This window comes from Pseudoduganella rhizocola, from assembly GCF_045984285.3.
Classification (GTDB): domain Bacteria; phylum Pseudomonadota; class Gammaproteobacteria; order Burkholderiales; family Burkholderiaceae_D; genus Rugamonas.
Genome location: NZ_JBJQIK030000005.1, coordinates 192,157 through 213,714 on the forward strand (window position 1 = coordinate 192,157; position 21,558 = coordinate 213,714).

Consider the following 21,558-nt stretch of genomic DNA (forward strand, 5'->3'; position numbering starts at 1 on the left):
AGTCAAATGGCGTTCAAATGCGCGTGCCTATCCAGATCACTGATTCAGTGGCCGCTGCGGCGTCCCGTGCGAATGGGATTGCCAGTACGGATCTCGGCCGTCAGGTGTTGAGGGTGAACTCGGTGAAAGAGGTTTCGGCGCTGGCGGGCTTGGGCTCTTTTTCGCCTTCGGCCGGTTTGGCTTCGGCGCTGGCGTTGTTGAGGAGCCAGAGCAGGTTGGTGGCGGAGTCCGCGTTGGCCAGCGCTTCTTCCTGCGAGATCTTGCCTTCCTTGAAGAGGCGGTACAGCGCCTGCTCGAAGGACTGGGAGCCCGGCGACAGCGATTTCTCCAGCGCTTCCTTGATCTCGCCGATCTCGCCTTTTTCGATCATCTCGGCGATCAGGCGCGTGTTGACCAGCACTTCCACTGCCGGCGTGCGCTTGCCGCCATCCGCCGAGCGGATCAGGCGCTGCGACACGATGGCCTTGACCGTCGACGACAAATCCTGCAGCAGCGCCGCGCGGTTCTCGATAGGGTAGAAGCTGATGATGCGGTTCAGCGCGTTATACGAATTATTCGCGTGCAGCGTGGCCAGCACCAGGTGGCCCGACTGCGCGTAGGCCAATGCCGCCGCCATCGTTTCCTTGTCGCGGATCTCGCCGATCAGGATGCAGTCCGGCGCCTGGCGCATGGAGTTGCGCAGCGCGGTGTAGAAGTCCTTGGAGTCGGCGCCGATTTCGCGCTGGTTGACGATGGATTTCTTGTTCTGGAACAGGTATTCGATCGGATCTTCCAGCGTGAGGATGTGGCCCGACTTCTGTTCGTTGCGGTGGTCCAGCATGGCCGCAATGGTGGTGGACTTGCCGGAGCCGGTGGAGCCCACCAGCAGCAGCAGGCCGCGCTTTTCCATGATGATCTCGGACAGCACTTCCGGCAGGCCCAGGTCCTTCAGCGCCGGAATACTGGCCGGCACGAAGCGGAACACGCAGGAGATGCTGCCGCGCTGGCGGAACGCGGAGAGGCGGAAGCGGCCGGTGCCCGGCACCGAGAAGCCGGTGTTCAGCTCACTGGTCGTCTCCAGTTCTTCCAGCTGCGCGGGCGTGCAGATTTCGCCCAGCAGCTGGAGGATGTTCTCGTTTTCCAGCTTCTGCTGGTTGACGGGAACGAGATTGCCGTTGATCTTGATGTGGACAGGCGAATTCACCGCAAAGAACATATCCGATGCGGATTTTTCCTTCATCAGCTGGAACAGACGGTCCATCGCCATCGCACTCTCCTCAGGATCGAACGGTGCTTATTTTATACGCCGCGCAGCAGTTCGTTGATGCCGGTCTTGGCGCGGGTCTGCGCATCCACGCGCTTCACGATCACGGCGCAGTACAGGCTGTACTTGCCGTCTTCCGAAGGCAGGGAGCCCGACACCACCACGGAGCCCGACGGCACGCGGCCGTAAGTCACTTCGCCGGTCGAACGGTCGTAGATCTTGGTCGACTGGCCGATGTAGACGCCCATCGAAATCACCGAGTTCTCTTCCACGATCACGCCTTCCACGATCTCGGAACGCGCGCCGATGAAGCAGTTGTCTTCGATGATAGTCGGATTGGCCTGCATCGGTTCCAGCACGCCGCCAATGCCCACGCCGCCGGACAGGTGCACGTTCTTGCCGATCTGCGCGCAGGAGCCCACGGTGGCCCAGGTGTCGACCATGGCTCCTTCATCGACGTAGGCGCCGATGTTGACGTAGGAAGGCATCAGCACCACGTTCTTGCCGATGAAGGAGCCGCGGCGCGCCACGGCCGGCGGCACCACGCGGAAACCGCCCCTGGCGAAGTCGTCGGCCGTGTAGTTCGCGAACTTGGTCGGCACCTTGTCGTAGAACTGCATGGTGCCGTCGGATGGCAGCACCACATTGTTTTCGAGGCGGAAGGAGAGCAGCACGGCCTTCTTCACCCACTGGTTCACCACCCAGGCGCCCGAATCCTTCTGCGCCACGCGCAGGCTGCCATTGTCCAGCGCGGCCAGCACATGCGACACCGCATCGCGCAGCTCCGCGCTGCCGTTCGATGGGTTGATGTCGGCGCGGTTGTCCCAGGCTTGTTCGATGATTTGCTGAAGTTGTTGAGTCATGATTTATTGAGTGGTCAGGGTTTTGCAGAATTGAACGATGCGCTGCGCAGCTTCGAGACCTTCGGCGGTCTCGGCGACCAGCGCCATGCGGATGCGGTTGCGGCCCGGATTGATGCCGTGCGCATCGCGCGCGAGATAGCTGCCCGGCAGTACGGTGACATGGTAGTCACGGTACAGGCGCTGGGCGAATTCGGTGTCCGACAGGCCGGTACGGCTCACGTCGGCCCACAGGTAGAAGCCCGCGTCAGGCAGCTCCACGTCGATGACTTCCTGCAGCAGCGGCGTGATGGCATTGAACTTGGCGCGGTATTGTTCGCGGTTGGCCTCGACATGGGTTTCGTCGTTCCAGGCCGCGATGGACGCAGCCTGCACGGGAGGGCTCATGGCGCCGCCGTGATAGGTGCGGTACAACAGGAATTTTTTCAGCACTTCGGCATCGCCGGCCACGAAGCCGGAGCGCATGCCCGGCACATTGGAGCGCTTGGAGAGGCTGGAGAACACGATCAGGCGCGCGTAAGGGCGCTCCACCGTGGACAGGCCCAGCATGTGCGCGGCCTGCATCGCGCCCAGCGGCGGCTCGTCGCCATGGTAGATCTCGGAGTAGCACTCGTCGGCCGCGATGATGAAGTTGTAGCGTTCGGACAGGGCGAACAGGTGCTCCCAGTCGGTCAGCGTGAGCACGGCGCCGGTCGGATTGCCGGGCGAGCAGATATACAGCAGCTGTACACGCTGCCAGATCTCGTCCGGCACCGTATCGAAGTCCGGCGCGAAGTTGCGGCCCGGGTCGGAATTGACGAAGTAAGGCTCGGCGCCCGCCAGGTAGGCTGCCCCTTCATAGATCTGGTAGAAAGGATTCGGGCATATTACCAGCGCACCCGGCTTCGGTTCGATGACCGCCTGCGCCAGTGCGAACAGCGCTTCGCGCGAACCGTTCACGGGCAGCACCTGGGTGGCGCGGTTCAGCGCGGGCAGGTCGTAGCGGCGTTCCAGCCAGCCGGCGATGGCGCCGCGCAGCTCTTCGCTGCCCGCCGTCAGCGGATACACGGCAAGGCCGGACAGGTTGTCGATCAGGCTTTGCTGGATGAAGGGCGGCGTGGGATGTTTCGGTTCGCCGATGCCAAGGCTGATCGGACGGTACTCAGGATTCGGTTTTACGGCTGAGAAAAGCTGCTTGAGCTTTTCGAAGGGGTAGGGCTGCAGCTTGTCGAGAAGAGGGTTCACGTTGCGGACCAGTCGGGCAATTCGGATAAGGCATGGCTGTATAGCCTCCCATTATAGCGTGAAGCCGGCGCCGTTTCCCTCCGTGGCTTACTTCACCTTCACGGTACGCACCTGCTTGTCCAGCTCCATGAAGGATGGGCGCTCGGTTGCCGAGATCACCTTGCGGCCGAATTCCACCGACAGGGCCGGGGCGTAGCCATTCAGGCTGGCCAGCAGCGTGACCTTCACGCACTGGTACATCTTGGCCTGTTCCTGGTATTTGCGGCGCAGCAGCTGGGCTACCGGACCCACGAAGCCGTAGGACAGCAGGATGCCGATAAAGGTGCCGACCAGCGCGGCGGCAATCAGCACGCCCAGTTCCGCCGGCGGCAGGCCGACCGAAGCCATGGTGTGCACCACGCCGACCACCGCCGCCACGATGCCAAAGGCGGGCATCGATTCGGCCATGTGCTGGATGGTGTTGACCGGCAGCTCGGCGTCTTCGTGATGTGTTTCGATCTCGTTGTCCATCAGGTTCTCGATCTGGAAGGCGTCCATATTCCCCGAGATCATCAGGCGCAGGTAGTCGGTGATGAATTCGAGGATATGGCCGTCTTCGATGATGCGCGGATAACGCGTGAAGATCGGGCTCTCGTAGGGCTCGTCCACGTCCACCTCCACCGACATCAGGCCTTCCTTGCGCACCTTGGTCAGCAGCTCGAACAGCAGCGACATCAGGTCCATATACATGGTTTTGGTGTAGCGCGAGGTCTGGAACAGGGTAGGGATGGCGTTGAAGGTGGCCTTGATCGCCTTGCTGTCATTGGCGACGAAGAAGGCGCCAAGCGCGGCGCCGCCAATCATCAGTAGTTCGGTGGGCTGAAACAGCGCGGCCAGATGGCCGCCTTGCAGGGCGAAGCCGCCCAGCACCGATGCCATGACAACGATAAATCCGAAAATCACCAGCACATTACTCTCCAGTCCATCGGCAAAAAGATGCTATCCAGCAATATTAACCGTTTTTCCGGGGAAGTTGGGGACTTTGTGCCGGTATCGGCGATTTAAAGCGGCCAAAATGCAGCAGGTGCTGCCGCTCAGGGGCGCAGCGGACACGCGGCCATGCTGTCGTCGAGCCGTCTCGCCAGTTCGCCGCGCAGCGCCTGCAGTCCGCTGATGCGGCGGTCGATTTCATCCAGCTTTCGGCCCAGCGCTTCGCGCAGCGCGGCCGACGAATTTTCCGGATCGGCCAGCAGCGGCAGGTCCGCTTCAATCTCCGCCAGGCTGAAGCCAAGGGCCTGCGCCGTGCGGATATAGCGCAGCCAGTCCACCGATTCGGGCGGATAGTCGCGGTAGCCGTTGGCGTTGCGGCGCGTGCGCAGCAGGCCGCGCTTTTCGTAAAAGCGCAAGGTATCCCGGCTGATGCCGGTTGCGGCGGCGATTTCCCCGATCTGCATGGCGGCTCCATTTTGTGCTTGACCATGGAGTGTACTCCAGGCTTTAGCATCGCTGCATGTTCATTTTATGGAGTTCCCCATGATTTCCGCCATCGCGCAACGCCGCATAGTATGGTCCAGCGCCCTGTATGACCTGTTATTGACCGCGCCGTTTGCCACGCCGTGGACCTTCGCGCTGGTGCGCGACCACCTGTCCACGCTGAACATGGCGCTGGGCGGCGAGGCTTTGCCGGCCTTCGGGCCTTTCCACATACTGTTTGCCTGCCTGCTGGGCAGCGTGGTCCTGGTTTGGTCGGTGCTGCGCCTGAGCGACCCGCAGCCGCGCTACGGCCGTTTCGACGGTGTTGCGCGCTTCCTGTTCAGCGCCTGGATGGCATGGGCGCTGGCGCAGACGCAGGCGCCGCTGCTGTGGTGCTTCCTCATTCCCGAATTCAGCTGGGGCGTGGTGCAGTGGCTACCCCGGCGCCCGAACGCAGCGTAGAGGTGTATGCTGTTCGTCCGATGAGCAGAAGGAGGGGCTATGCAAGCGCAACCACTGATCGCCGTCAGCAATGTCGAAGCGTCCAGCCGCTGGTACCAGTCGGCGCTCGGACTGAAAAGCGCGCACGGCGGCCATGAATATGAGCAGCTGGTGTTCGAAGGCCGGCTCGTGCTCCAGCTGCACCGCTGGGACGCACATCATCACCCCTACCTGGGCGATCCCGGACAGCGGCCCTACGGCAACGGCGCCTTGCTCTGGTTCTGGACCGAGGATTTCGATGCCGCGGTGGAGCGGGCCATCGGCGCCGGCGCCACGGTGCTGGAAGGCCCGAAGGAAAATACCAATGCCCAGCACCGCGAACTATGGCTGCGCGACCCGGACGGTTATGTGGTCGTGATTGCCGGGCCTTATGGCGACGTAGGGATGTGAGGCCGAGGGTTGCTATACTGCGGCCTTGATTGATAGAACCGCAGATTATGTCCTTTGCCACCCTGGGCCTCGCTCCTGCCCTTGCCGATGCGGTCACGCAGATCGGTTATGAGACCCCGACCGCCATCCAGGCCGCCGCCATTCCCGCAGCGCTGCGCGGCGCCGACGTATTGGGTTCCGCCCAGACCGGCTCAGGCAAAACTGCAGCATTCGCGCTGCCGATGCTGCACGCCTTGCTCGGCGCCAAGCGCGAACGGACTGGCCTGTACGGCCTGGTGCTGGTGCCCACGCGCGAACTGGCCACGCAGGTGGGCGAAGCGATCCGCAAGCTGGTGCAGCAGCTGCCGCAGCCGGTCAAGGTGTCAATCGCCTTTGGCGGCGTGTCGATCAATCCGCAGATGATGGCGCTGCGCGGCGGCACCGACATCATGGTGGCCACGCCGGGGCGCCTGCTCGACCTGCTCGAGCACAACGCGCTGAAAGTCGACCGCACCGCCGTGCTGGTGCTGGATGAGGCGGACAAGCTGCTCGATATGGGTTTCAGCGAGGAGATCGCGAAGATCCTCGGCAAGCTGCCGGCGCAGCGCCAGAACCTGTTCTTCTCCGCGACCTTTCCCCCCGCCGTACAGGCGCTGGCATCCCGCCTGCTGCGCGAACCGGTGCGCATCGAAGCCTCGGCCGACGCTGCGCACGAGCCGGATATCCTGCAGCGCGCGATCGAAGTTGATGCGCCGCGCCGCACGCAGTTGCTGAAGCAGCTGGTCAGGCAGGAGAAGTGGAGCAGGGTGCTGGTATTCGTCGCCACCAAATACGCTTCGGAACACGTGGCGGACAAGCTGCGGCGGAACGGTGTGCGGGCGGAAGCCTTCCATGGCGATTTCAGCCAGGGCGCCCGCACCGAAGTGCTGGCAGACTTCAAGTCCGGCCGCCTGCAGGTGCTGGTGGCGACCGACGTTGCGGCGCGCGGCATCGATATCGCCGAGCTTCCGGTCGTCGTCAACTACGACCTGCCGCGTTCGCCGGCGGACTACACGCACCGCATCGGCCGCACGGGCCGCGCCGGCGCCAGCGGCATTGCCGTGAGCTTCGTCAGCGCCGAGACCGAGGGCCACTTCCGCCTGATCGAGAACCGTCAGAAGAAGCGCGTGCCGCGCGAGCGCGTTGCGGGTTTCGAGCCGGTGCAGCAGGCGGCGGCATCGCCCGTGTCGGACCCGAATGGCGGCGTCAAGGGCCACCGCAAGAGCAAGAAAGACAAGCTGCGCGAGGCAGCGGCACTGGCCGCGCAGCCGAAAAGCTGAAGCGCTTCAGCGCCTGGCCGAGCTTTCGACGACGGCAATCCGCCGCCGCAGGCGTTCGGCTTCCATCGTATCGCCCGCCTTGTCGGCGCGCATCGCCTGCACATTCAGCCAGGCCAGCAAAGGACGGCGCCAGCCCTGGGCCGATGCCGTGTCAACCGCCATGGCGGCCAGCTCCGGGGTGGCGCGGTTGGCCTTGAACAGGGCGCCGGCGGCCACCAGCTGCGACATGGGATCGGCAATCGCCTTTGCTGCTGCCGCGGCCGCGGTATCGCTCCCTGCTGCAAGCACAGCGCGCTGCGGTTCGGGCAGCCGGGCTGCATCGGCAGGCCCCGCGCGGCCGGCGAGATATTCGGCATAGGCCGTATCTTCCGGCGAGGCGTCGGCGCGCAGCGCTGCAAAACCGCTGCATTCCTCGAAGTCCAGCGAAGCAGCGCGCGCCGCGCAGCGAATCAGTTCGGCCCGGATCAGCAGATCCATCTTGCCGGTGCTCGCAATCTCCGAACGGGCACGGGCAAATTCGTTCTTTTCGATCTGCGGCTTGCCGTCCATATAGGCGTCCGTGGCGCGCTTCAGCGAGTCCTGCGCATTCATCTTCCAGTCGGGGACGGGCGGGCCGCTGCTGCAGGCGCCAAGGGCAGCTGTGGAAGCGAGCGCGATCAGGATATGGCGGGTCATCATGGCAGCTTGATCTCCGTTTCGCGTTTGAATGGCCATTTGCGGTTGATTTCGTTCACCAGCTGTTCGATGCGGCGCAGATTGCTGTCGATGTCGGCGCGCAGGGCGCCCAGGTCTTCCGTTGCCACGCGCGCGTTGGCGCCAACGGCCTGCGCTTCCACCAGCACCGCGTCCATCTTCTTGAGGCTGGTGCGGGCATCGGCCAGCAATCCGTTCAGCTGCACGATGGCCGCCTGCGCATCGGTGGCGATGCCGGCCTGGCCGAAGACGCGGCGGTCCGCATTGCCAACCAGCGCATCGGCCTTGACGATCAGCGAGTTCGCATTGCGCAGCAGTTCCTGCGCCTTGCGGTCTTCGCCTGCGATCAGCCCCATTGCGCCGCCGGGGCCATTCAGCCGCTCCGTCACGCCCTGCACATTGCGCAGGCTGTTGCCCAGGGCGGAGTCATTCGCGGTGAGCGCCGAAATATTGGCCAGCACATCGCGGGCGGCAGAGAGCAGGCGCGGGATCTCCGCCGCGGCATCGCCGACGAGGATGCCGCGTTCCGCGCCGTCCGGCAGCGGCGGGTCGGTCGGGATGCCGGTAAAGGCGCGCAGCCTGGCGCCGCCGACGATGCCTTTTTCCAGCGTGAAGATGCTGCTGGTGCGCAGCCAGTGCGCGTCCTTGGTGGGCACATCGACCAGCACGCGCGCCTTGCCGTCGCGGCCAAGCTCGATGCGCTGCACCCGGCCGATAGGGAAGCCGGCGAAGGTCACGTCCATGCCAACGGTAACGCCTTCCGAATCGTCGGCGGTGAGCACCAGCCTCTGGGTTGCCTCGAAGGCGCCGCGCGCATACATCAGGTAGACGACAACGCCCACGATCAAGGCGGCCATGAAGATCAGCAGCAGGGCCGCCTTGATTTCGGCGTTGCGCACGGGAGACTGTGCCGTAGTGGTTTCGTTCATGATGATGTCAGTAGTAGTTGCCCATCAGTGAAGCTGCTTCGATCAACAGCAGCACGGAGAACATGCGCACCATGTCTGCCAGGCCGTGCGTGGCGCGGTGGCGGTGCAGGAAAGGATTCGCGGCCTCGTCGTAGAAGGCGGAGGCCAGCGGAATGATGCTGACGGCAAGGCTGAAGAACACGATCTTGAGCATCAGGATCAGCGCCACGGCGGGATTGAAGATCTGGCCTACCACCCGCGTATAGCCCGGCAGCGCCCATGGCGTGAAGCCGTAGATGCTGAGGTAGGCCAGCACCAGTGTCAGCACGCAGCTCACAGCGGCCAGCATCCACACGGCGAACATACCCGCTGCGGCGCGCGGATAGAACTCGGTGCGCAGCACGGCCGAACGCGAAGGCAGCTCGCCGGCTGATCCGGCGGGCGCCGCGGCGGCCGCCGCTACCCGCATCTGGGCAAATTCGACGGAGGCCGGCAGGGTGCTGCGCAAAGCCACAAACAGCGCGGCAGTCAGCGGAATCAGCTCCAGCACCAGTACCCGCACCACCATCTCCAGCGCGTAGCCGGACAGGCCATAGCTGGCGGCCGTCACCACCACAATGCGGATGATGACAAGGCTGATCAGGGCCGACAGCACGGAGAACCACAACAGGTTGGGCGCGGTGGCCAGCACCAGGTGATGGGCCAGCGCATAGCGGTTATCCCGGCGGTAGCTGGACGGTGCGACGGCGCGGAACAGCAGCAGGCCTGCGAAGTGGATCAGGCGCCACCAGCTGGTGAGCCATGCCATCGCCGCGCGGTGCAGCCGCTGCAGCGGCAGGAAGGTTGATGCGTGTGTGACCATATTGTGATCTTAGCATCACTTCTGGAACTGGCCGGGCACGGATTCGATGATGGCGTCCGCCACGGCGCGCACTCTTGCGCTGCGATTCAGGTCGCTGTGCATCACCAGGTACATATCGTACTGGTGCTTGCGTTCCGGCCAGATGCGTACCAGCTGCGGGTCCGCGTCGGCCATATGGGTGGGCAGTTCGCCGATGCCGATGCCCGCCCGGGTGGCTTCCAGCAGCATCAGGCCCGTATTCACCGTCATCACGACGCGGGCGTTATGCACCGGTTCGCCGCCCAGCTTTTCGGCCTGGCGCGGCGCGATGCCGGCCTCGTAGATAACAATGTCGTGCCCCGCGAGACCGGTGCCGGGTTCCGGCACGCCACGCTGGGCCAGGTAGGCCCTGGTGGCATACAGGCCGGCGCCGCGGCGGGCCAGGTGGCGCGAGATCAGGTCCGGGCTGCCGGGACGGGCGGTACGCACGGCCAGGTCGGCTTCGCGCCGGGTCAGGCTGCTGACCTGCGTGCCCACGTTCAGCGCCACCTGGATCTCCGGATGCCGCTCGTGCAGCCGGGCCATGGCCTGCATCACGAAATGGACGGCCATGGTATCCGTCGTCGTCACCCGCACCGTACCGGACAGGCGGTTGTCGATGCCCTGCATTTCGCGCTGCAGTTGGTGCGCGGCCTGTTCCATCAGCTCGGCGGAGCGTGCCGCGGTTTCACCGGCGGGCGTGGCTACATAGCCGTTCGGCGTGCGCAGGAAGAGGCGGGCATTGAGCGATTTTTCCATGGCGCCAAGCCTGCGCCCGACCGTGGCCTGGTCGATGGCCAGCTGCGCCGCAGCGCCGCGCAGCGTGCCGGCGCGGTAGATGCCCAGAAAAATACGTGCGTTATCCCAGTCCATGCCGCTCTCCGTGATGCATTTTTGCATCGATGTGCCGATGTTATGCAGATTTACTGCATCATGCAAGCTGGCTAAGATCGCATCAGGACATAGATCAAGGATGCATCATGCTGCTGCTGACCCTCGCCATCGGTTTTGTGATGGCCATGCTGGACGTTACGGCCGTGAACACGGCCTTGTCCGATATCGCCGCCGACCTGCATGCGCCGCTGGAAGGGCTGGTTTGGGTGCTGGACGGCTACACCCTGACCTTTGCAGCCCTGCTGCTGGCCGGCGGCGGCCTGGCGGACCGCTACGGGCCCAAGACCGTCTATGAAAGCGGGCTGGCGGTCTTCCTGCTGGGTTCCATCGGCTGCGCGCTCGCGCCCGATGCAAATATGCTGGTGGCCGCGCGCCTGCTGCAAGGGCTTGGCGCGGCGCTGTTCATGCCCAGTTCCCTGAGCCTGCTGACCCACGCTGCGGGCGACGAGGGGCGGCGGGCGCGCATGGTGGCCGTGTGGTCGGCCATCGTGGGCTGCGCGGCGGCCTGCGGGCCGCTGCTGGGCGGCGCCCTGGTGCAGGCTTTCGGCTGGCGCTCCATCTTCTGGCTGAACGTTCCGGTGGGCCTGGCCGGCATTGCCATGGCCAGAATGCTGATCGTTGCGCCGTCCGCACAGGTGCGCGCCATGCCGCTCGCCAGCCATGGCATGGGCGCCCTGGCACTGGCGGCCCTGAGCTATGTGCTGATCGAAGGCCCGGTGCTGGGATGGCAGAACCGCGGCGTGATTGCCGCGGCGCTGGCCGCCGCAGTGCTGGCGCTGGCGCTGTTGCGGCGCGAGCGCGTGGCGGCGCATCCTGTCCTGCCGCGCGGCCTGTTGCAGCGGCCCGGCTTCAGCGCCGCCATCGGCACCGGCTTCCTGATCAACTTCGGGGTATTCGGCCAGCTTTTTCTCCTCAGCCTTTTCCTGCAGCAGGCGCATGGCGCCAGCGCCCTGGAGACGGGACTGCAGCTGATGCCGACCATGGTGGCGAGCACCGTCACCAATTTTGCGGCGGGCCGCGTTATCGAGCGTTTCGGCGTGCGCTTGCCCCTGCTGGGTGGACTAGGGCTGGCGGCCCTGTGCGCTGCGTTGCTGGCAGGGGCGGATGGCGCCACGCCGCTCGCGCTGGTGATGTCCGGCTGCGTGCTGCTGTTCTTCGCCATCGGCCTGGCCATTCCGGCCATGACGACGACGGTGATCAGGGCCGCCGGTCGCAGCTACGCGAACACTGCCTCCGCAGCGTTGAACGCGAACCGCCAGGTGGGCGCACTGGTCGGCGTGGCTGCCGTGGGCACGGCGCTGCACCTGCTGCCGGCCTGGGACCAGCGCCTGGCATTCAGCTTTGGCGCTATCACCATTGCCTACGTGCTGGCCGGCCTGCTGGTCTACCGCAGAATTCGGGAGCCGCGCAACCCGGAATCTGGTGTATCGTACGAAAATGACATCACTCAGAGACCTTATGACCTTCGTTCGCCTGGTCGCCATTGCGCTGCTCAGTCTTTCCTTCCTGGCTCCGGCAAGGGCGGCGCCGCTCGATGAAACCCTGCCCGTCGCTCCCTACGTCAAAGTCGGCAAGCTGGCCAACGGCCTGACGTATTACATCCAGAAGAACGGACGTCCGGAAAAGAAACTCGAATTGCGGCTGGTGGTGAAGGCCGGCTCGATTCTTGAAGACGAGGACCAGCTAGGGCTGGCGCACTTCACCGAGCATATGGCCTTCAACGGCTCCACCAATTTCAAGCGCCATGAGCTGGTGTCCTACCTGCAGTCCATCGGCATCAAGTTCGGCGCGGACCTGAACGCCTATACGGGCTTCGACGAAACGGTCTATATCCTCCCCATCCCTACCGACAAGCGGGAGAACATCGAAAAGGGCTTCCTCGTGCTGCAGGACTGGGCGCAGGGCGTGCAGTTCAACGATGCCGACATCGAAAGCGAGCGCGGTATCGTGCTGGAGGAACTGCGGCTGGGCAAGGGCGCCAATGACCGCATGAACAAGCTGCTGCTGCCGCGCATGTTCAACGGCTCGCGCTATGCCGAGCGGCTGCCGATCGGCAAGGCCGATGTGCTGCGCACGTTCAAGCCCGATGCGATCCGCCGCTTCTACAAGGACTGGTACCGCCCGGACCTGATGGCGGTGATTGCCGTTGGCGATATCGAACCTGCGGATGCGGAGAAACTGATCCAGCAGCACTTCGGGCAGCTCAAAAATCCGGTGCAGCCGCGTCCCCGCATCTATGCGGAGATTCCGGAGCGGACCAAGTCCGATGTGCTGGTGCTGCGCGACCGCGAAGCCAGCGGCAATATGCTGCTGATCCGTTATCCCATCGTGCCCCGCACGGAAAGCACCACGCTGCTGGGCTACCGCTCGGACCTGATCGAGCAGCTGTCCGGCATGATGCTGAGCGCCCGCATGGCGGAACTCACCCAGCGCGCCGACCCGCCTTTCATCCAGGGCGGCAGCGGCATGAGCAAGGTGGTGCGCGGCTACCGTTCCTTCAATGTGACCGCGATGCTGGGCAAGGGCGGGGCCACGCCTGCCATCAATGCGCTGGTGCAGGAAAACGAACGTGCACGCCAGTTCGGTTTCACGGCATCCGAGCTGGAACGTGCGAAGCGCACCCTGCTGCGCAATGTGGAGCGTGCGCATAATGAGCGCGATAAGAGCGACTCGCGCATGTACGCCTCGGAATACCTGCGCAACTTCCTCGAAGGCGAGGCGATTCCCGGCATCGAAAACGAATACCGCTATGCGAGCCAGCTCGTGCCCGGGATTACGCTGGACGAGGTGAATGCGGCCGTACGCAAGGCCATCCCTGCCGAAGATGCCAAGCTGGTGGTCTATATGGGCGTGGACAGCCCGGATGTACCGGCTCCGGTGCCGGCTGAGCTGCTGGCCGCCGTGGACGCGGCACGCAAGACCACGCTCACCGCGCGCGAAGACAAGGTGTATGGCACCAAACTGATGGAGGAGCCGCCGAAACCAGGCAAGATCGTCAGCGAAACAGTCAACCAGCCGCTGGGCACCACGGAGCTGCTGCTGGGGAATGGCGTCCATGTTGTGCTGAAGCCGACCGACTTCCGCAACGACCAGGTGCTGCTGGGCGCCGTGCGGCTCGGCGGCCAGTCCCTGTTCGACGATAAGGATATCTTCAACGCGCGCTACGCCAGTGCCGCGATGGCGCTGATGGGGACCCTGGATTACTCGCCGCTGGACCTGCAGAAGATTCTGGCGGGGCGCAGCGTGAATGCCGCCGTGTCGCTGAGCGGCATCTCGGAAGCGCTTGGCGGCACTTCAGGCAGCGCGGACATCGAAACCATGCTGCAGCTGCTCTATGCGCGCCTGATGCACCCACGCATCGACCCGGCCCTGTTCGAGTCCTTCCTTGCCAAGCAGCGCGACGTCGCCAGGAACAGCCTGGCGCGTCCGGAGGCCGTATTCGCCGATACCGTGGGGGCCACCCTGTTCAACAACCATCCCCGGGTGCCGCGCGCGCCGCGGGTGGACGATTTCGACAAGGTGCAGCTGGACCGCGTGGCCGATATTTACCGCCAGCGCTTCGGCAGCGCCAAGGGCTGGACGCTCTTCCTGGTGGGCAGCTTCGATGTCGAGAAGGTAAAGCCTCTCATTGCCACGTACATCGCCAGCCTGCCGGCGGGCGACATCGCCACGACCTTCCGCGACCCCGGCGTGCGGCCGGTGCGCGGCGTGGTGAAGAAGGAAGTGCGGCGCGGGCGCGAGGCCAAGAGCAATATCTCCATTACCTTCGCCGGCGATGCAGCGTATTCGCAGCAGGAGCAGGTGAGGCTGCAGGCCATGCTGGAGGTGCTGAACATCAAGCTCACCGAAGTGCTGCGCGAGCAGATGGGATTGATTTACGGCGGCGGTTCGCAGGGCACACTGAGCAAGCTCCCTTACGGTAACTATGCGATTACGCTGTCGCTGCCTTGCGGTCCCGAGAATGTGGAGAAGGTGATTGCAGCTGCATTCGCGGAAATCCGCAAGCTGCAGGCGCAAGGACCGGAAGCGGGCGACCTGGAGAAAGTGAAGCAGAACTGGACCACCAATCACCGCCGTTCCATGCGCGAGAACGGCTATTGGCTGAACTACTTTCAGGGCGCCTACCTGAACGGCATCGCGCCAGAGACCATCCTGCAATATGGCGAGCGGGTGGACGCAGTCAAGGCGGCCGACATCAAGGACGCCGCCAGCCGCTATTTCGACTTTGAAAATTATGTGCAGGTGGTGCTCTATCCGGAGGCGCCGGCCCCGTGATAGTCTTGACCCCATACTAACAAAGAGGAGGGGACGTCATGTTCAAGAAAATCCTGATTGGCCTGGCAGTGATCGTTGCCGTGATCCTGGGGCTGGCGCTGATGAAGCCGGACAGCTTCACCGTGCAGCGCAGTGCCACCATCAAGGCGCCGCCGGAAAAAATCATGGGCTATCTGGATGATTTCCACCGATGGCAAACATGGTCGCCGTGGGAAAAACTGGATCCGAACATGAACCGCAGCTTCGAGGGCGCAGCATCCGGCAAAGGCGCCGTGTATGGCTGGAGCGGGAATAGCGATGTGGGCAAGGGCCGCATGGAAATCACCGAGCACACCCCGCCATCGAAGGTGGCCATCAAGCTCGACTTCATCGAGCCTTTCGCCACCAGCAATACGACGGTCTTCGCGTTGCAGCCGCAGGCCGACGGCACGCAGGTGACGTGGACCATGACGGGCCCCATGCCCTTCATGAGCAAGCTGATGACAGTCTTTGTCAGCATCGACACCATGGTTGGCCGCGACTTTGAAAAAGGACTGGCCCAGCTCAAGGAAGTCGCGGAAAAATAAGGCGCAGCGCTATACTGGTAAAAAGACCATCTCAGCGAGGTTTTCATGCGGTCCCTTTTTTGCCAGTTGGCCTTGTTCGCCGGCGTCCTTGTCTCCGCTTCCCCTGCGTCTGCCGACCCGGTGCGCAGCGATCATCCTATTGTCGGGATCTGGAAGCTCGAACTGCCGGACGGTTCATGCGAGGAAACCTACCGCATCCGCGCCGATGGCACTACGCTTGTCACCAGCGCGGAAGAGATCTCCGAGACGCGCTTTACCATCGACGACCAGCCGGACGCCGAAGGCTTCTACAAATCCCAGGACACCATCACCAAGAACAACGGCAAGCTCGATTGCAGCGGCAACACGATGAAGGTGGGCCAGTCCGCCACCAACTACCTGCTGTTCCATGGCAGCGGCAATATGTTCCTCATGTGCTATCAGCGCGATACGCGCGCCTGCATCGGCCCCTTCATCCGCGTGCGCGGCAGCGCATCTACCTGAGCGGGCCCCGCTGTCCTTCGCGCCAGGCGCCCGGATTGATGCCCGCCCATTCGCGGAAGGCGTGGTTGAAGGCGCTCTGTTCCTGGTAGCCCAGCAGGAAGGCAATGTCCACAAGGCTGAGGCCGGGCTGCGCCAGATAATCCTTCGCCATGCTGAAGCGGGTGCTGTCCAGCACCTGCTGGAAGCTGGCGCCGGCATCGGCCAGTTTGCGCTGCAGCGTGCGCGGAGTGAGCTCCAGTTGCGCCGCCACCGCCGCCAGCCGCGTCTGGCCCTGCGACAGGCCGCGCGCCATGCAGGCCTGCACCTGGGCCACGATACCGGCCGCATTGGCGCTGCGTTTCTGCAGCATCACCTCCGCATGCTGCTGCAAAACCGGGTAGAGGCTGACGTCGGCATTTGGCACCGGCCAGGCGAGCATTGCAGCATCCACGCATGCGGTGTTGCTGGCCGCGTTGAAGCGTGGCGTTGTGCCGAGAATGCGTGCGTATTCCGCATGTCCCGCGGGATCGCCGCCATCGTGCATGAAGCTCAGGGAGCCGGGCGGCAGGGACGTGCCCGCCAGCCAGTTGCCGAAAGTGCGGATACCCGCAAAGACGCTGTCCACCAGATGACGGTGATGCGGCGGGTAGTTGCTGTGCCAGCCGTATTCCGCTACATCCCCCTTGAGCTGGACGCTGGAGCGGCCGAGGTCGTGCGCCAGCTGCTCATAGCGGATGGTCTGTTCCAGCGCCTGGCCGAAATCGCGGCAGCTCAGCAGGATCAGGCCGTAGACGCTGTAGGTGCCCAGCTTGACCCGTTCGCCGACGTGCAGGCCGAAATGGCCGTCCTGTGTAAGCGTGGCGGCGGTGTCGAGCAGGGCGACGTAGCTGTCCGCAGGCAGGGAATCGGGCAGCGGGTGGAGGCTGCCGGGCGGGAGGCACGCTGCCGTCTCCAGCGCCGCAGGGCTCACGCCGCGTTCTGCAGCAGCATCCAGCAGCGGCTGGAGGTAGGAGCCCGCGACACGGCGGGCGGCACTGGCATGATCGAACAAGGTGTTTGGCATGAAAACGCAAGACCGGCTGCACGCCGCTGACTTAATCTCTTGTCAGTATATAACGATGGGGCAGCTATGCGGCGTTGGAACGGTTGGGGTGATGAGGCAATTGACTATCCGCTGAATGCGGATGCGCTGGCGTTTCTCGCCAGCCGTATCGGGCGAGGCCAGGCGCCGACGGATGCCTCGTTCGAACAGGCTTGCGCGGCACTGGGCAGCTCGCGCCTGCCGCCGCACCGGCTGATCGACACCCGGCCCGCCATCCGCCTGCGGAATGCGCTGGGACAGAGCCTGCCTGACTGGCTGCGCCTGCGCTATGGGCGGATCGATGCCGCGCCGGATGGCGTCGCCTTTCCCGAGAACGGCGCCGACGTGCGCGAGCTGCTGGCTTATGCGGCCGAACATGGCGTAGCGCTGATTCCGCACGGCGGCGGCACCAGCGTTGCCGGCCATCTCACTGCGCAAGGCCATGGGCGGCCGGTGCTGTCGGTGAACACGACGCGCATGTCGCGCATGCTGGGTCTGGACAAGGAAGCGCAGCTCGCCACGTTCGGCGCAGGCGTGTTCGGGCCGGACCTGGAGGCGCAGCTGCGTGCGCACGGCTATATCCTCGGCCACTACCCACAGTCGTTTGAGTATTCCACGCTGGGCGGATGGATCATTACCCGGTCATCGGGCCAGCAGTCGCTGCGCTATGGCAGGATCGAGCAGATGTTCGCAGGCGGCACCGTCGAAACACCGGTGGGCAGCCTGCATATTCCCGCTTTCCCCGCATCGGCGGCAGGAACCGACCTGCGCGAGATGGTGCTGGGTTCCGAGGGGCGCATGGGCATCCTCACGGAAGCCACAGTGCGGGTGACGCCGGTGCCGGCTTTCGAGGCCTTCCATGCTGTGTTCTTCCCGGACTGGGAGAGCGGCGAGCGCGCCATGCGCAAGATGGCGCAGGCGCGGCCCGGCCTGTCGATGCTGCGCCTGTCGAATGCCGTGGAAACCGAGACGATGCTGGCGCAAGCCGGCCGCAGGACGGCGGTTTCGCTGCTGGAAGGCTGGCTGCGACTGCGCGGCTGTGGCGAGGAAAAATGCATGCTGCTGCTTGGGCTCAGCGGCCGGCGCACCCAGGCCAAGGCCGCCCTGCGTACCGCGCTGGCTTTCTGTCGCAGCGAGCGCGGTGTGCACCTCGGCCGCAAGCTGGGCGAAAAATGGCAGCACGGGCGTTTTCGCAACGTTTACCTGCGTAACACTGCGTGGATACATGGCTACGCCATCGACACGGTTGAAACAGCTGCCGACTGGCCGCGCGTCAGCACCATGATGCGCGCAGTGGAGGCTGCGGGCCGCGAGGCCCTGGCTGCACAGGGCGAACGGGTTCACTGCTACACCCACCTGTCGCATGTGTATGCCCAGGGGGCGAGCGTCTATACCACCTTCATCTTCCGGCTGGCCGGTAATTTCGAACAGGATCTGGCGCGCTGGCGGGCGATGAAACATGCCGTCAGCCTGGCGATCGTGGAGAATGGAGGAACCATCAGCCACCAGCACGGCGTGGGTTCGGATCACGCGCCTTATCTGGAGGCGGAGAAGGGCGCGGAAGGCGTGGCGGCCATGCAGGCCCTGTTCCGCCACTTCGATCCCGAACGCCTGATGAATCCCGGTAAATTGCTGGGAGACGGCAGATGAATACGCGCAGCGGCATGGCAGAAGTGCACGGCCGTGAATGGGACCTGCTGATCGTCGGCGGCGGCATTACCGGCGCGGGCATTCTGCTGGAAGCGGCACGGCGCGGCCTGCAGGCCTTGCTGGTGGAGCAGCGCGACTTTGCCTGGGGGACGTCGAGCCGCTCCTCGAAGCTGGTGCACGGCGGCTTGCGCTACCTGAAGCAGGGGCAGTTCCGGCTGACGCACGAATCCGTCCGGGAGCGCGAAGCGCTGCTGCGCGAGGCGGCGGGACTGGTGGAACCGCAGGGTTTTGCCTTTGGCGACTACGAGGGGCGCAAGCCGGGCAGGGCATCGATGCTGCTGGGTCTTGCCATCTACGACCGCATGGCCGGGCAGCGCGCACGCCATTACCACCAGCTGGACGAATTCACCGCGATGGCGCCCCATATCCGGCGCGACGGCCTGCGCGGCGGCATCTGCTACAGCGACGCACAGACCGACGATGCGCGGCTGGTGCTGCGTGTGCTGCAGGAGGCGCGGCAGTGCGGCGGCGTCGCCATCAACTATCTCGGCGTCGATAGCCTCCAGCGTGACGGGGCGCGTGTCAGCGGAGCGTTGCTCGGCGACCGCATCACCGGCGCGCAGCATGCGGTGCGCGCCAGGCTGACGGTCAACGCCACCGGCGCCTGGGCCGACCAGCTGCGCAAGCAGGCAAACGGTGCGGCGCCGCGCCTGCGGCCGCTGCGCGGCAGCCATGTGGTGCTGCCTTCCTGGCGGCTGCCGCTGGCGCAGGCCGTGAGCCTGATGCATCCGCAGGACGGGCGTCCGGTCTTCGCTTATCCCTGGGAGGGCGTCACCCTGGTCGGCACAACGGATGTCGATCACAAGGCAGGTTTGCAGCAGGAACCGGCCATCACGCAGCAGGAACTCGACTACCTGCTCGCGGCCTTGCACTGGCAGTTCCCGGAGCAGGGGATTGTGGCCGGCGACATCATTGCCGCCTATGCAGGCGTGCGTCCGGTCATCGATACCGGCCAGGCCGATCCGTCGAAGGAGGCGCGCGACCATGCACTGTGGCTGGAAGACGGCATGCTGACCGTCACCGGCGGCAAGCTGACCACCTTCCGCAGCATCGCACTGGACGCTTTGCGCGCCGCGCGTCCCGCGCTGCCGGGCTGGCGGCAAAGCCGGAAGCGGCAGCCGATCTTCGCGCCGGTACCTCCCTTGCGCCGCGGGATGCAGCTGGCGCAGGGACTGGCGCGGCGCCTGCAGGGCCGCTATGGCGCAGACGCCCAGGCCCTGCTCGATGCGGCGCAGGACGGCGAACTGGAAACCATCGGCGCCACCAGCACTGCATGGGCGGAGCTGCGCTGGGCGGCGCGGCATGAATCGGTGCAGCACCTGGAAGACCTGCTGTTGCGCCGCACCCGCCTCGGCATCCTGTTGCCCGAAGGCGGCGCTGCAATTTTGCAGCGCGTGCGTGAAATCTGTCAGCACGAGCTGGGCTGGGACGACCAGCGCTGGGCTGCCGAGCAGGCCGCTTATCTGGCATTATGCAAGGCACATTACAGCTTGCCATCAGAGCGAGACTAGACGAGACATATGGCCGACGACTACATCCTCTCCATTGACAATGGGACGCAGAGCGTCCGCGCCCTGCTGTTCGACCTGCAGGGACAGCTGGTCGCCAAGGCGCAGGTGCATTTGCAGGCCTATTATTCCGACTATCCCGGCTGGGCGGAGCACAGCGCGGAGGGCTACTGGGAGGCGGTATGCGAGGCCTGCCGGCAGCTGTGGGCGATGCCGGGCGCCGTGCGGGAGCGGGTGCGCGCCGTGGCTGTCACCACGCAGCGCGGCACGGTCATCAACGTCGATGGCAAGGGACTGCCGCTGCGGCCCGCCATCACATGGCTGGACCAGCGGCGCACGGAGCAGTTGCCCCCGCTTGGGCCCCTGTGGAAGGCGGCTTTCAGGCTGGCGCGCGTGGACGGCACCATACGCTACTTCCAGCGCGAGGCCGAGATCAACTGGATCGCCAACGAGCAGCCGGATATCTGGCAGCGCACGCACAAGTTCCTGTTGCTGTCCGGCTTCCTGAACTTTCGCCTCAGCGGGCGTTATGCCGACTCGGTGGGTTCCCAGGTGGCCTACCTGCCTTTCGACTATAAGAAGCACCGCTGGGCGGGCCGCCGCGACTGGAAATGGCAGGCACTGCACATCAAGCCCGCCATGCTGCCGGACCTGGTGCAGGCGGGCAGCGTCATCGGCAGCATTACGCCGGAAGCGGCGCTAGCCACCGGTATTCCGCAAGGCCTGCCGCTGATTGCCGCCGCAGCCGACAAGGCCTGCGAGGTCATCGGCATCGGCGGCCTGGCGCCGCATATCGGCTGCCTGAGCTACGGCACCACGGCCACCATCAATACCACCACATGCAAATACCTTGAAGTGACGCCCTTCATACCGCCATATCCCGCCGCCATCCCGGGCGCGTACAACACCGAGGTGCAGATTTTCCGCGGCTACTGGATGGTCAACTGGTTCAAGGAGCAGTTCGGCGACCGCGAACAGGCGGCTGCGCAGACGCGGGGGATGAGCGCCGAAGCGCTGTTCGACCAGCTTGTGAATGCCGTGCCGCCCGGCTCCATGGGCCTGATGCTGCAGCCCTACTGGAGTCCGGGCGTGCGCGTTCCGGGGCCGGAGGCGAAGGGCGCGATGATCGGCTTTGGCGATGTGCATACGCGCGCCCATATGTACCGCGCGATCCTGGAGGGCCTGGCCTATGCGCTGCGCGAGGGCAGGGAGCGCATCGAACAGCGCAGCGGCACCAGGATTACGGAACTGCGTGTTGCGGGCGGCGGCTCGCAAAGCGATGCGGCAATGCAGCTCACGGCGGACATCTTCGGCTTGCCCGCGGCGCGCGCCCATGTGTATGAAGCGTCGGGCCTGGGCGCGGCCATCGCGGGCGCAGTGGGCATTGGGGCCTACCCGGACTTCAGCGCCGCGATCCAGGCCATGACCCGGCAGGGCCGCGTCTTCACACCCGACCCGGCGCACCGCAAAACCTACGATGAACTCTATCGCCGCGTCTACCTGAAAATGTACAAACGCCTGCAGCCGATGTACGAAGACATCGCCGACATCACCGGCTACCCGCAAACCAGCTGAGCCCGCAACCTGACACCATGGGGCCAGACCCCATGGTG

20 protein-coding genes are annotated in these 21,558 nt (G+C 64.8%); 10 read left to right on the top strand and 10 right to left on the bottom strand.

Annotation, left to right across the window (positions count from 1 at the left end; translation table 11 throughout):
* Window positions 1-100: 100 nt before the first annotated feature.
* From ACJRPG_RS13865 to ACJRPG_RS13885, 5 genes are all read right to left on the bottom strand, one after another.
* On the bottom strand, window positions 101-1,246 hold the full coding sequence (locus tag ACJRPG_RS13865; RefSeq protein ID WP_408000679.1) for a PilT/PilU family type 4a pilus ATPase: 1,146 nt from the start codon (window positions 1,244-1,246) through the stop codon (window positions 101-103).
* A 32-nt stretch (window positions 1,247-1,278) separates the two neighbouring features.
* Window positions 1,279-2,106 (bottom strand): 2,3,4,5-tetrahydropyridine-2,6-dicarboxylate N-succinyltransferase, encoded by an 828-nt coding sequence (gene dapD, locus ACJRPG_RS13870; RefSeq protein WP_408000680.1) that lies wholly within the window; start codon window positions 2,104-2,106, stop codon window positions 1,279-1,281.
* 3 nt (window positions 2,107-2,109) lie between these two features.
* Window positions 2,110-3,327, bottom strand: a complete 1,218-nt coding sequence (gene dapC / locus ACJRPG_RS13875; RefSeq protein ID WP_408000681.1) for a succinyldiaminopimelate transaminase — start codon at window positions 3,325-3,327, stop codon at window positions 2,110-2,112.
* 87 nt (window positions 3,328-3,414) lie between these two features.
* On the bottom strand, window positions 3,415-4,275 hold the full coding sequence (motA, locus tag ACJRPG_RS13880; RefSeq protein WP_408000682.1) for a flagellar motor stator protein MotA: 861 nt from the start codon (window positions 4,273-4,275) through the stop codon (window positions 3,415-3,417).
* Window positions 4,276-4,400: 125 nt separating this feature from the next.
* Entirely contained in the window at window positions 4,401-4,760 is a 360-nt protein-coding gene (locus ACJRPG_RS13885; protein ID WP_408000683.1) for a MerR family transcriptional regulator, read from the bottom strand.
* Between the two features lie 79 nt (window positions 4,761-4,839).
* On the opposite strand from ACJRPG_RS13885, the gene ACJRPG_RS13890 reads away from it, so the two are divergent.
* Genes ACJRPG_RS13890 through ACJRPG_RS13900 form a run of 3 tightly spaced genes read left to right on the top strand, consistent with a single transcriptional unit; the run spans window position 4,840 to window position 6,968 of the window.
* Window positions 4,840-5,241, top strand: coding sequence for a hypothetical protein (locus ACJRPG_RS13890; protein WP_408000684.1), 402 nt, complete (start codon window positions 4,840-4,842; stop codon window positions 5,239-5,241).
* 39 nt (window positions 5,242-5,280) lie between these two features.
* Window positions 5,281-5,670: a VOC family protein gene (locus tag ACJRPG_RS13895; RefSeq protein ID WP_408000685.1), complete on the top strand. Its 390-nt coding sequence runs from the start codon at window positions 5,281-5,283 to the stop codon at window positions 5,668-5,670.
* Between the two features lie 47 nt (window positions 5,671-5,717).
* Window positions 5,718-6,968, top strand: coding sequence for a DEAD/DEAH box helicase (locus tag ACJRPG_RS13900; RefSeq protein WP_408000686.1), 1,251 nt, complete (start codon window positions 5,718-5,720; stop codon window positions 6,966-6,968).
* Window positions 6,969-6,974: 6 nt separating this feature from the next.
* On the opposite strand, the gene ACJRPG_RS13905 is transcribed toward ACJRPG_RS13900, so the two are convergent.
* From ACJRPG_RS13905 to ACJRPG_RS13920, 4 genes are read right to left on the bottom strand one after another with little or no spacing between them, the layout of a single operon-like run.
* The gene (locus tag ACJRPG_RS13905; protein WP_408000687.1) at window positions 6,975-7,646 is read right to left on the bottom strand and encodes a hypothetical protein; all 672 of its coding nucleotides are present in this window, start codon (window positions 7,644-7,646) and stop codon (window positions 6,975-6,977) included.
* Window positions 7,643-8,590: an MlaD family protein gene (locus ACJRPG_RS13910; RefSeq protein WP_408000688.1), complete on the bottom strand. Its 948-nt coding sequence runs from the start codon at window positions 8,588-8,590 to the stop codon at window positions 7,643-7,645. Before ACJRPG_RS13910 ends, ACJRPG_RS13905 begins: the two co-directional genes overlap by 4 nt.
* Before the next feature lie 7 nt (window positions 8,591-8,597).
* Entirely contained in the window at window positions 8,598-9,431 is an 834-nt protein-coding gene (locus tag ACJRPG_RS13915; protein WP_408000689.1) for an MlaE family ABC transporter permease, read from the bottom strand.
* A 15-nt stretch (window positions 9,432-9,446) separates the two neighbouring features.
* Window positions 9,447-10,322 (bottom strand): LysR family transcriptional regulator, encoded by an 876-nt coding sequence (locus ACJRPG_RS13920; protein ID WP_408000690.1) that lies wholly within the window; start codon window positions 10,320-10,322, stop codon window positions 9,447-9,449.
* A 107-nt stretch (window positions 10,323-10,429) separates the two neighbouring features.
* Here ACJRPG_RS13920 and ACJRPG_RS13925 point away from each other — a divergent pair, with 107 nt between their 5' ends.
* From ACJRPG_RS13925 to ACJRPG_RS13940, 4 genes are read left to right on the top strand one after another with little or no spacing between them, the layout of a single operon-like run.
* On the top strand, window positions 10,430-11,881 hold the full coding sequence (locus ACJRPG_RS13925) for an MFS transporter (RefSeq protein WP_408000691.1): 1,452 nt from the start codon (window positions 10,430-10,432) through the stop codon (window positions 11,879-11,881).
* Window positions 11,802-14,618, top strand: a complete 2,817-nt coding sequence (locus tag ACJRPG_RS13930) for a M16 family metallopeptidase (RefSeq protein WP_408000692.1) — start codon at window positions 11,802-11,804, stop codon at window positions 14,616-14,618. Before ACJRPG_RS13925 ends, ACJRPG_RS13930 begins: the two co-directional genes overlap by 80 nt.
* A 38-nt stretch (window positions 14,619-14,656) precedes the next feature.
* Window positions 14,657-15,184, top strand: coding sequence for an SRPBCC family protein (locus ACJRPG_RS13935; protein ID WP_408000693.1), 528 nt, complete (start codon window positions 14,657-14,659; stop codon window positions 15,182-15,184).
* 45 nt (window positions 15,185-15,229) lie between these two features.
* Window positions 15,230-15,667 carry a hypothetical protein gene (locus ACJRPG_RS13940; protein WP_408000694.1) on the top strand — a complete coding sequence of 146 codons (438 nt, stop codon included), beginning with the start codon at window positions 15,230-15,232 and terminating at the stop codon, window positions 15,665-15,667.
* On the opposite strand, the gene ACJRPG_RS13945 is transcribed toward ACJRPG_RS13940, so the two are convergent.
* The gene (locus tag ACJRPG_RS13945) at window positions 15,660-16,709 is read right to left on the bottom strand and encodes an AraC family transcriptional regulator (protein ID WP_408000695.1); all 1,050 of its coding nucleotides are present in this window, start codon (window positions 16,707-16,709) and stop codon (window positions 15,660-15,662) included. The genes ACJRPG_RS13940 and ACJRPG_RS13945 overlap by 8 nt on opposite strands.
* A gap of 66 nt (window positions 16,710-16,775) precedes the next feature.
* Here ACJRPG_RS13945 and ACJRPG_RS13950 point away from each other — a divergent pair, with 66 nt between their 5' ends.
* Genes ACJRPG_RS13950 through ACJRPG_RS13960 form a run of 3 tightly spaced genes read left to right on the top strand, consistent with a single transcriptional unit; the run spans window position 16,776 to window position 21,520 of the window.
* Window positions 16,776-18,377, top strand: coding sequence for an FAD-binding oxidoreductase (locus ACJRPG_RS13950; protein ID WP_408000696.1), 1,602 nt, complete (start codon window positions 16,776-16,778; stop codon window positions 18,375-18,377).
* Complete coding sequence (locus ACJRPG_RS13955; protein ID WP_408000697.1) at window positions 18,374-19,948, top strand: glycerol-3-phosphate dehydrogenase/oxidase; 1,575 nt, start codon at window positions 18,374-18,376, stop codon at window positions 19,946-19,948. Before ACJRPG_RS13950 ends, ACJRPG_RS13955 begins: the two co-directional genes overlap by 4 nt.
* A 9-nt stretch (window positions 19,949-19,957) precedes the next feature.
* The gene (locus ACJRPG_RS13960; protein ID WP_408000698.1) at window positions 19,958-21,520 is read left to right on the top strand and encodes an FGGY-family carbohydrate kinase; all 1,563 of its coding nucleotides are present in this window, start codon (window positions 19,958-19,960) and stop codon (window positions 21,518-21,520) included.
* The last annotated feature ends 38 nt before the right edge of the window (window positions 21,521-21,558 follow it).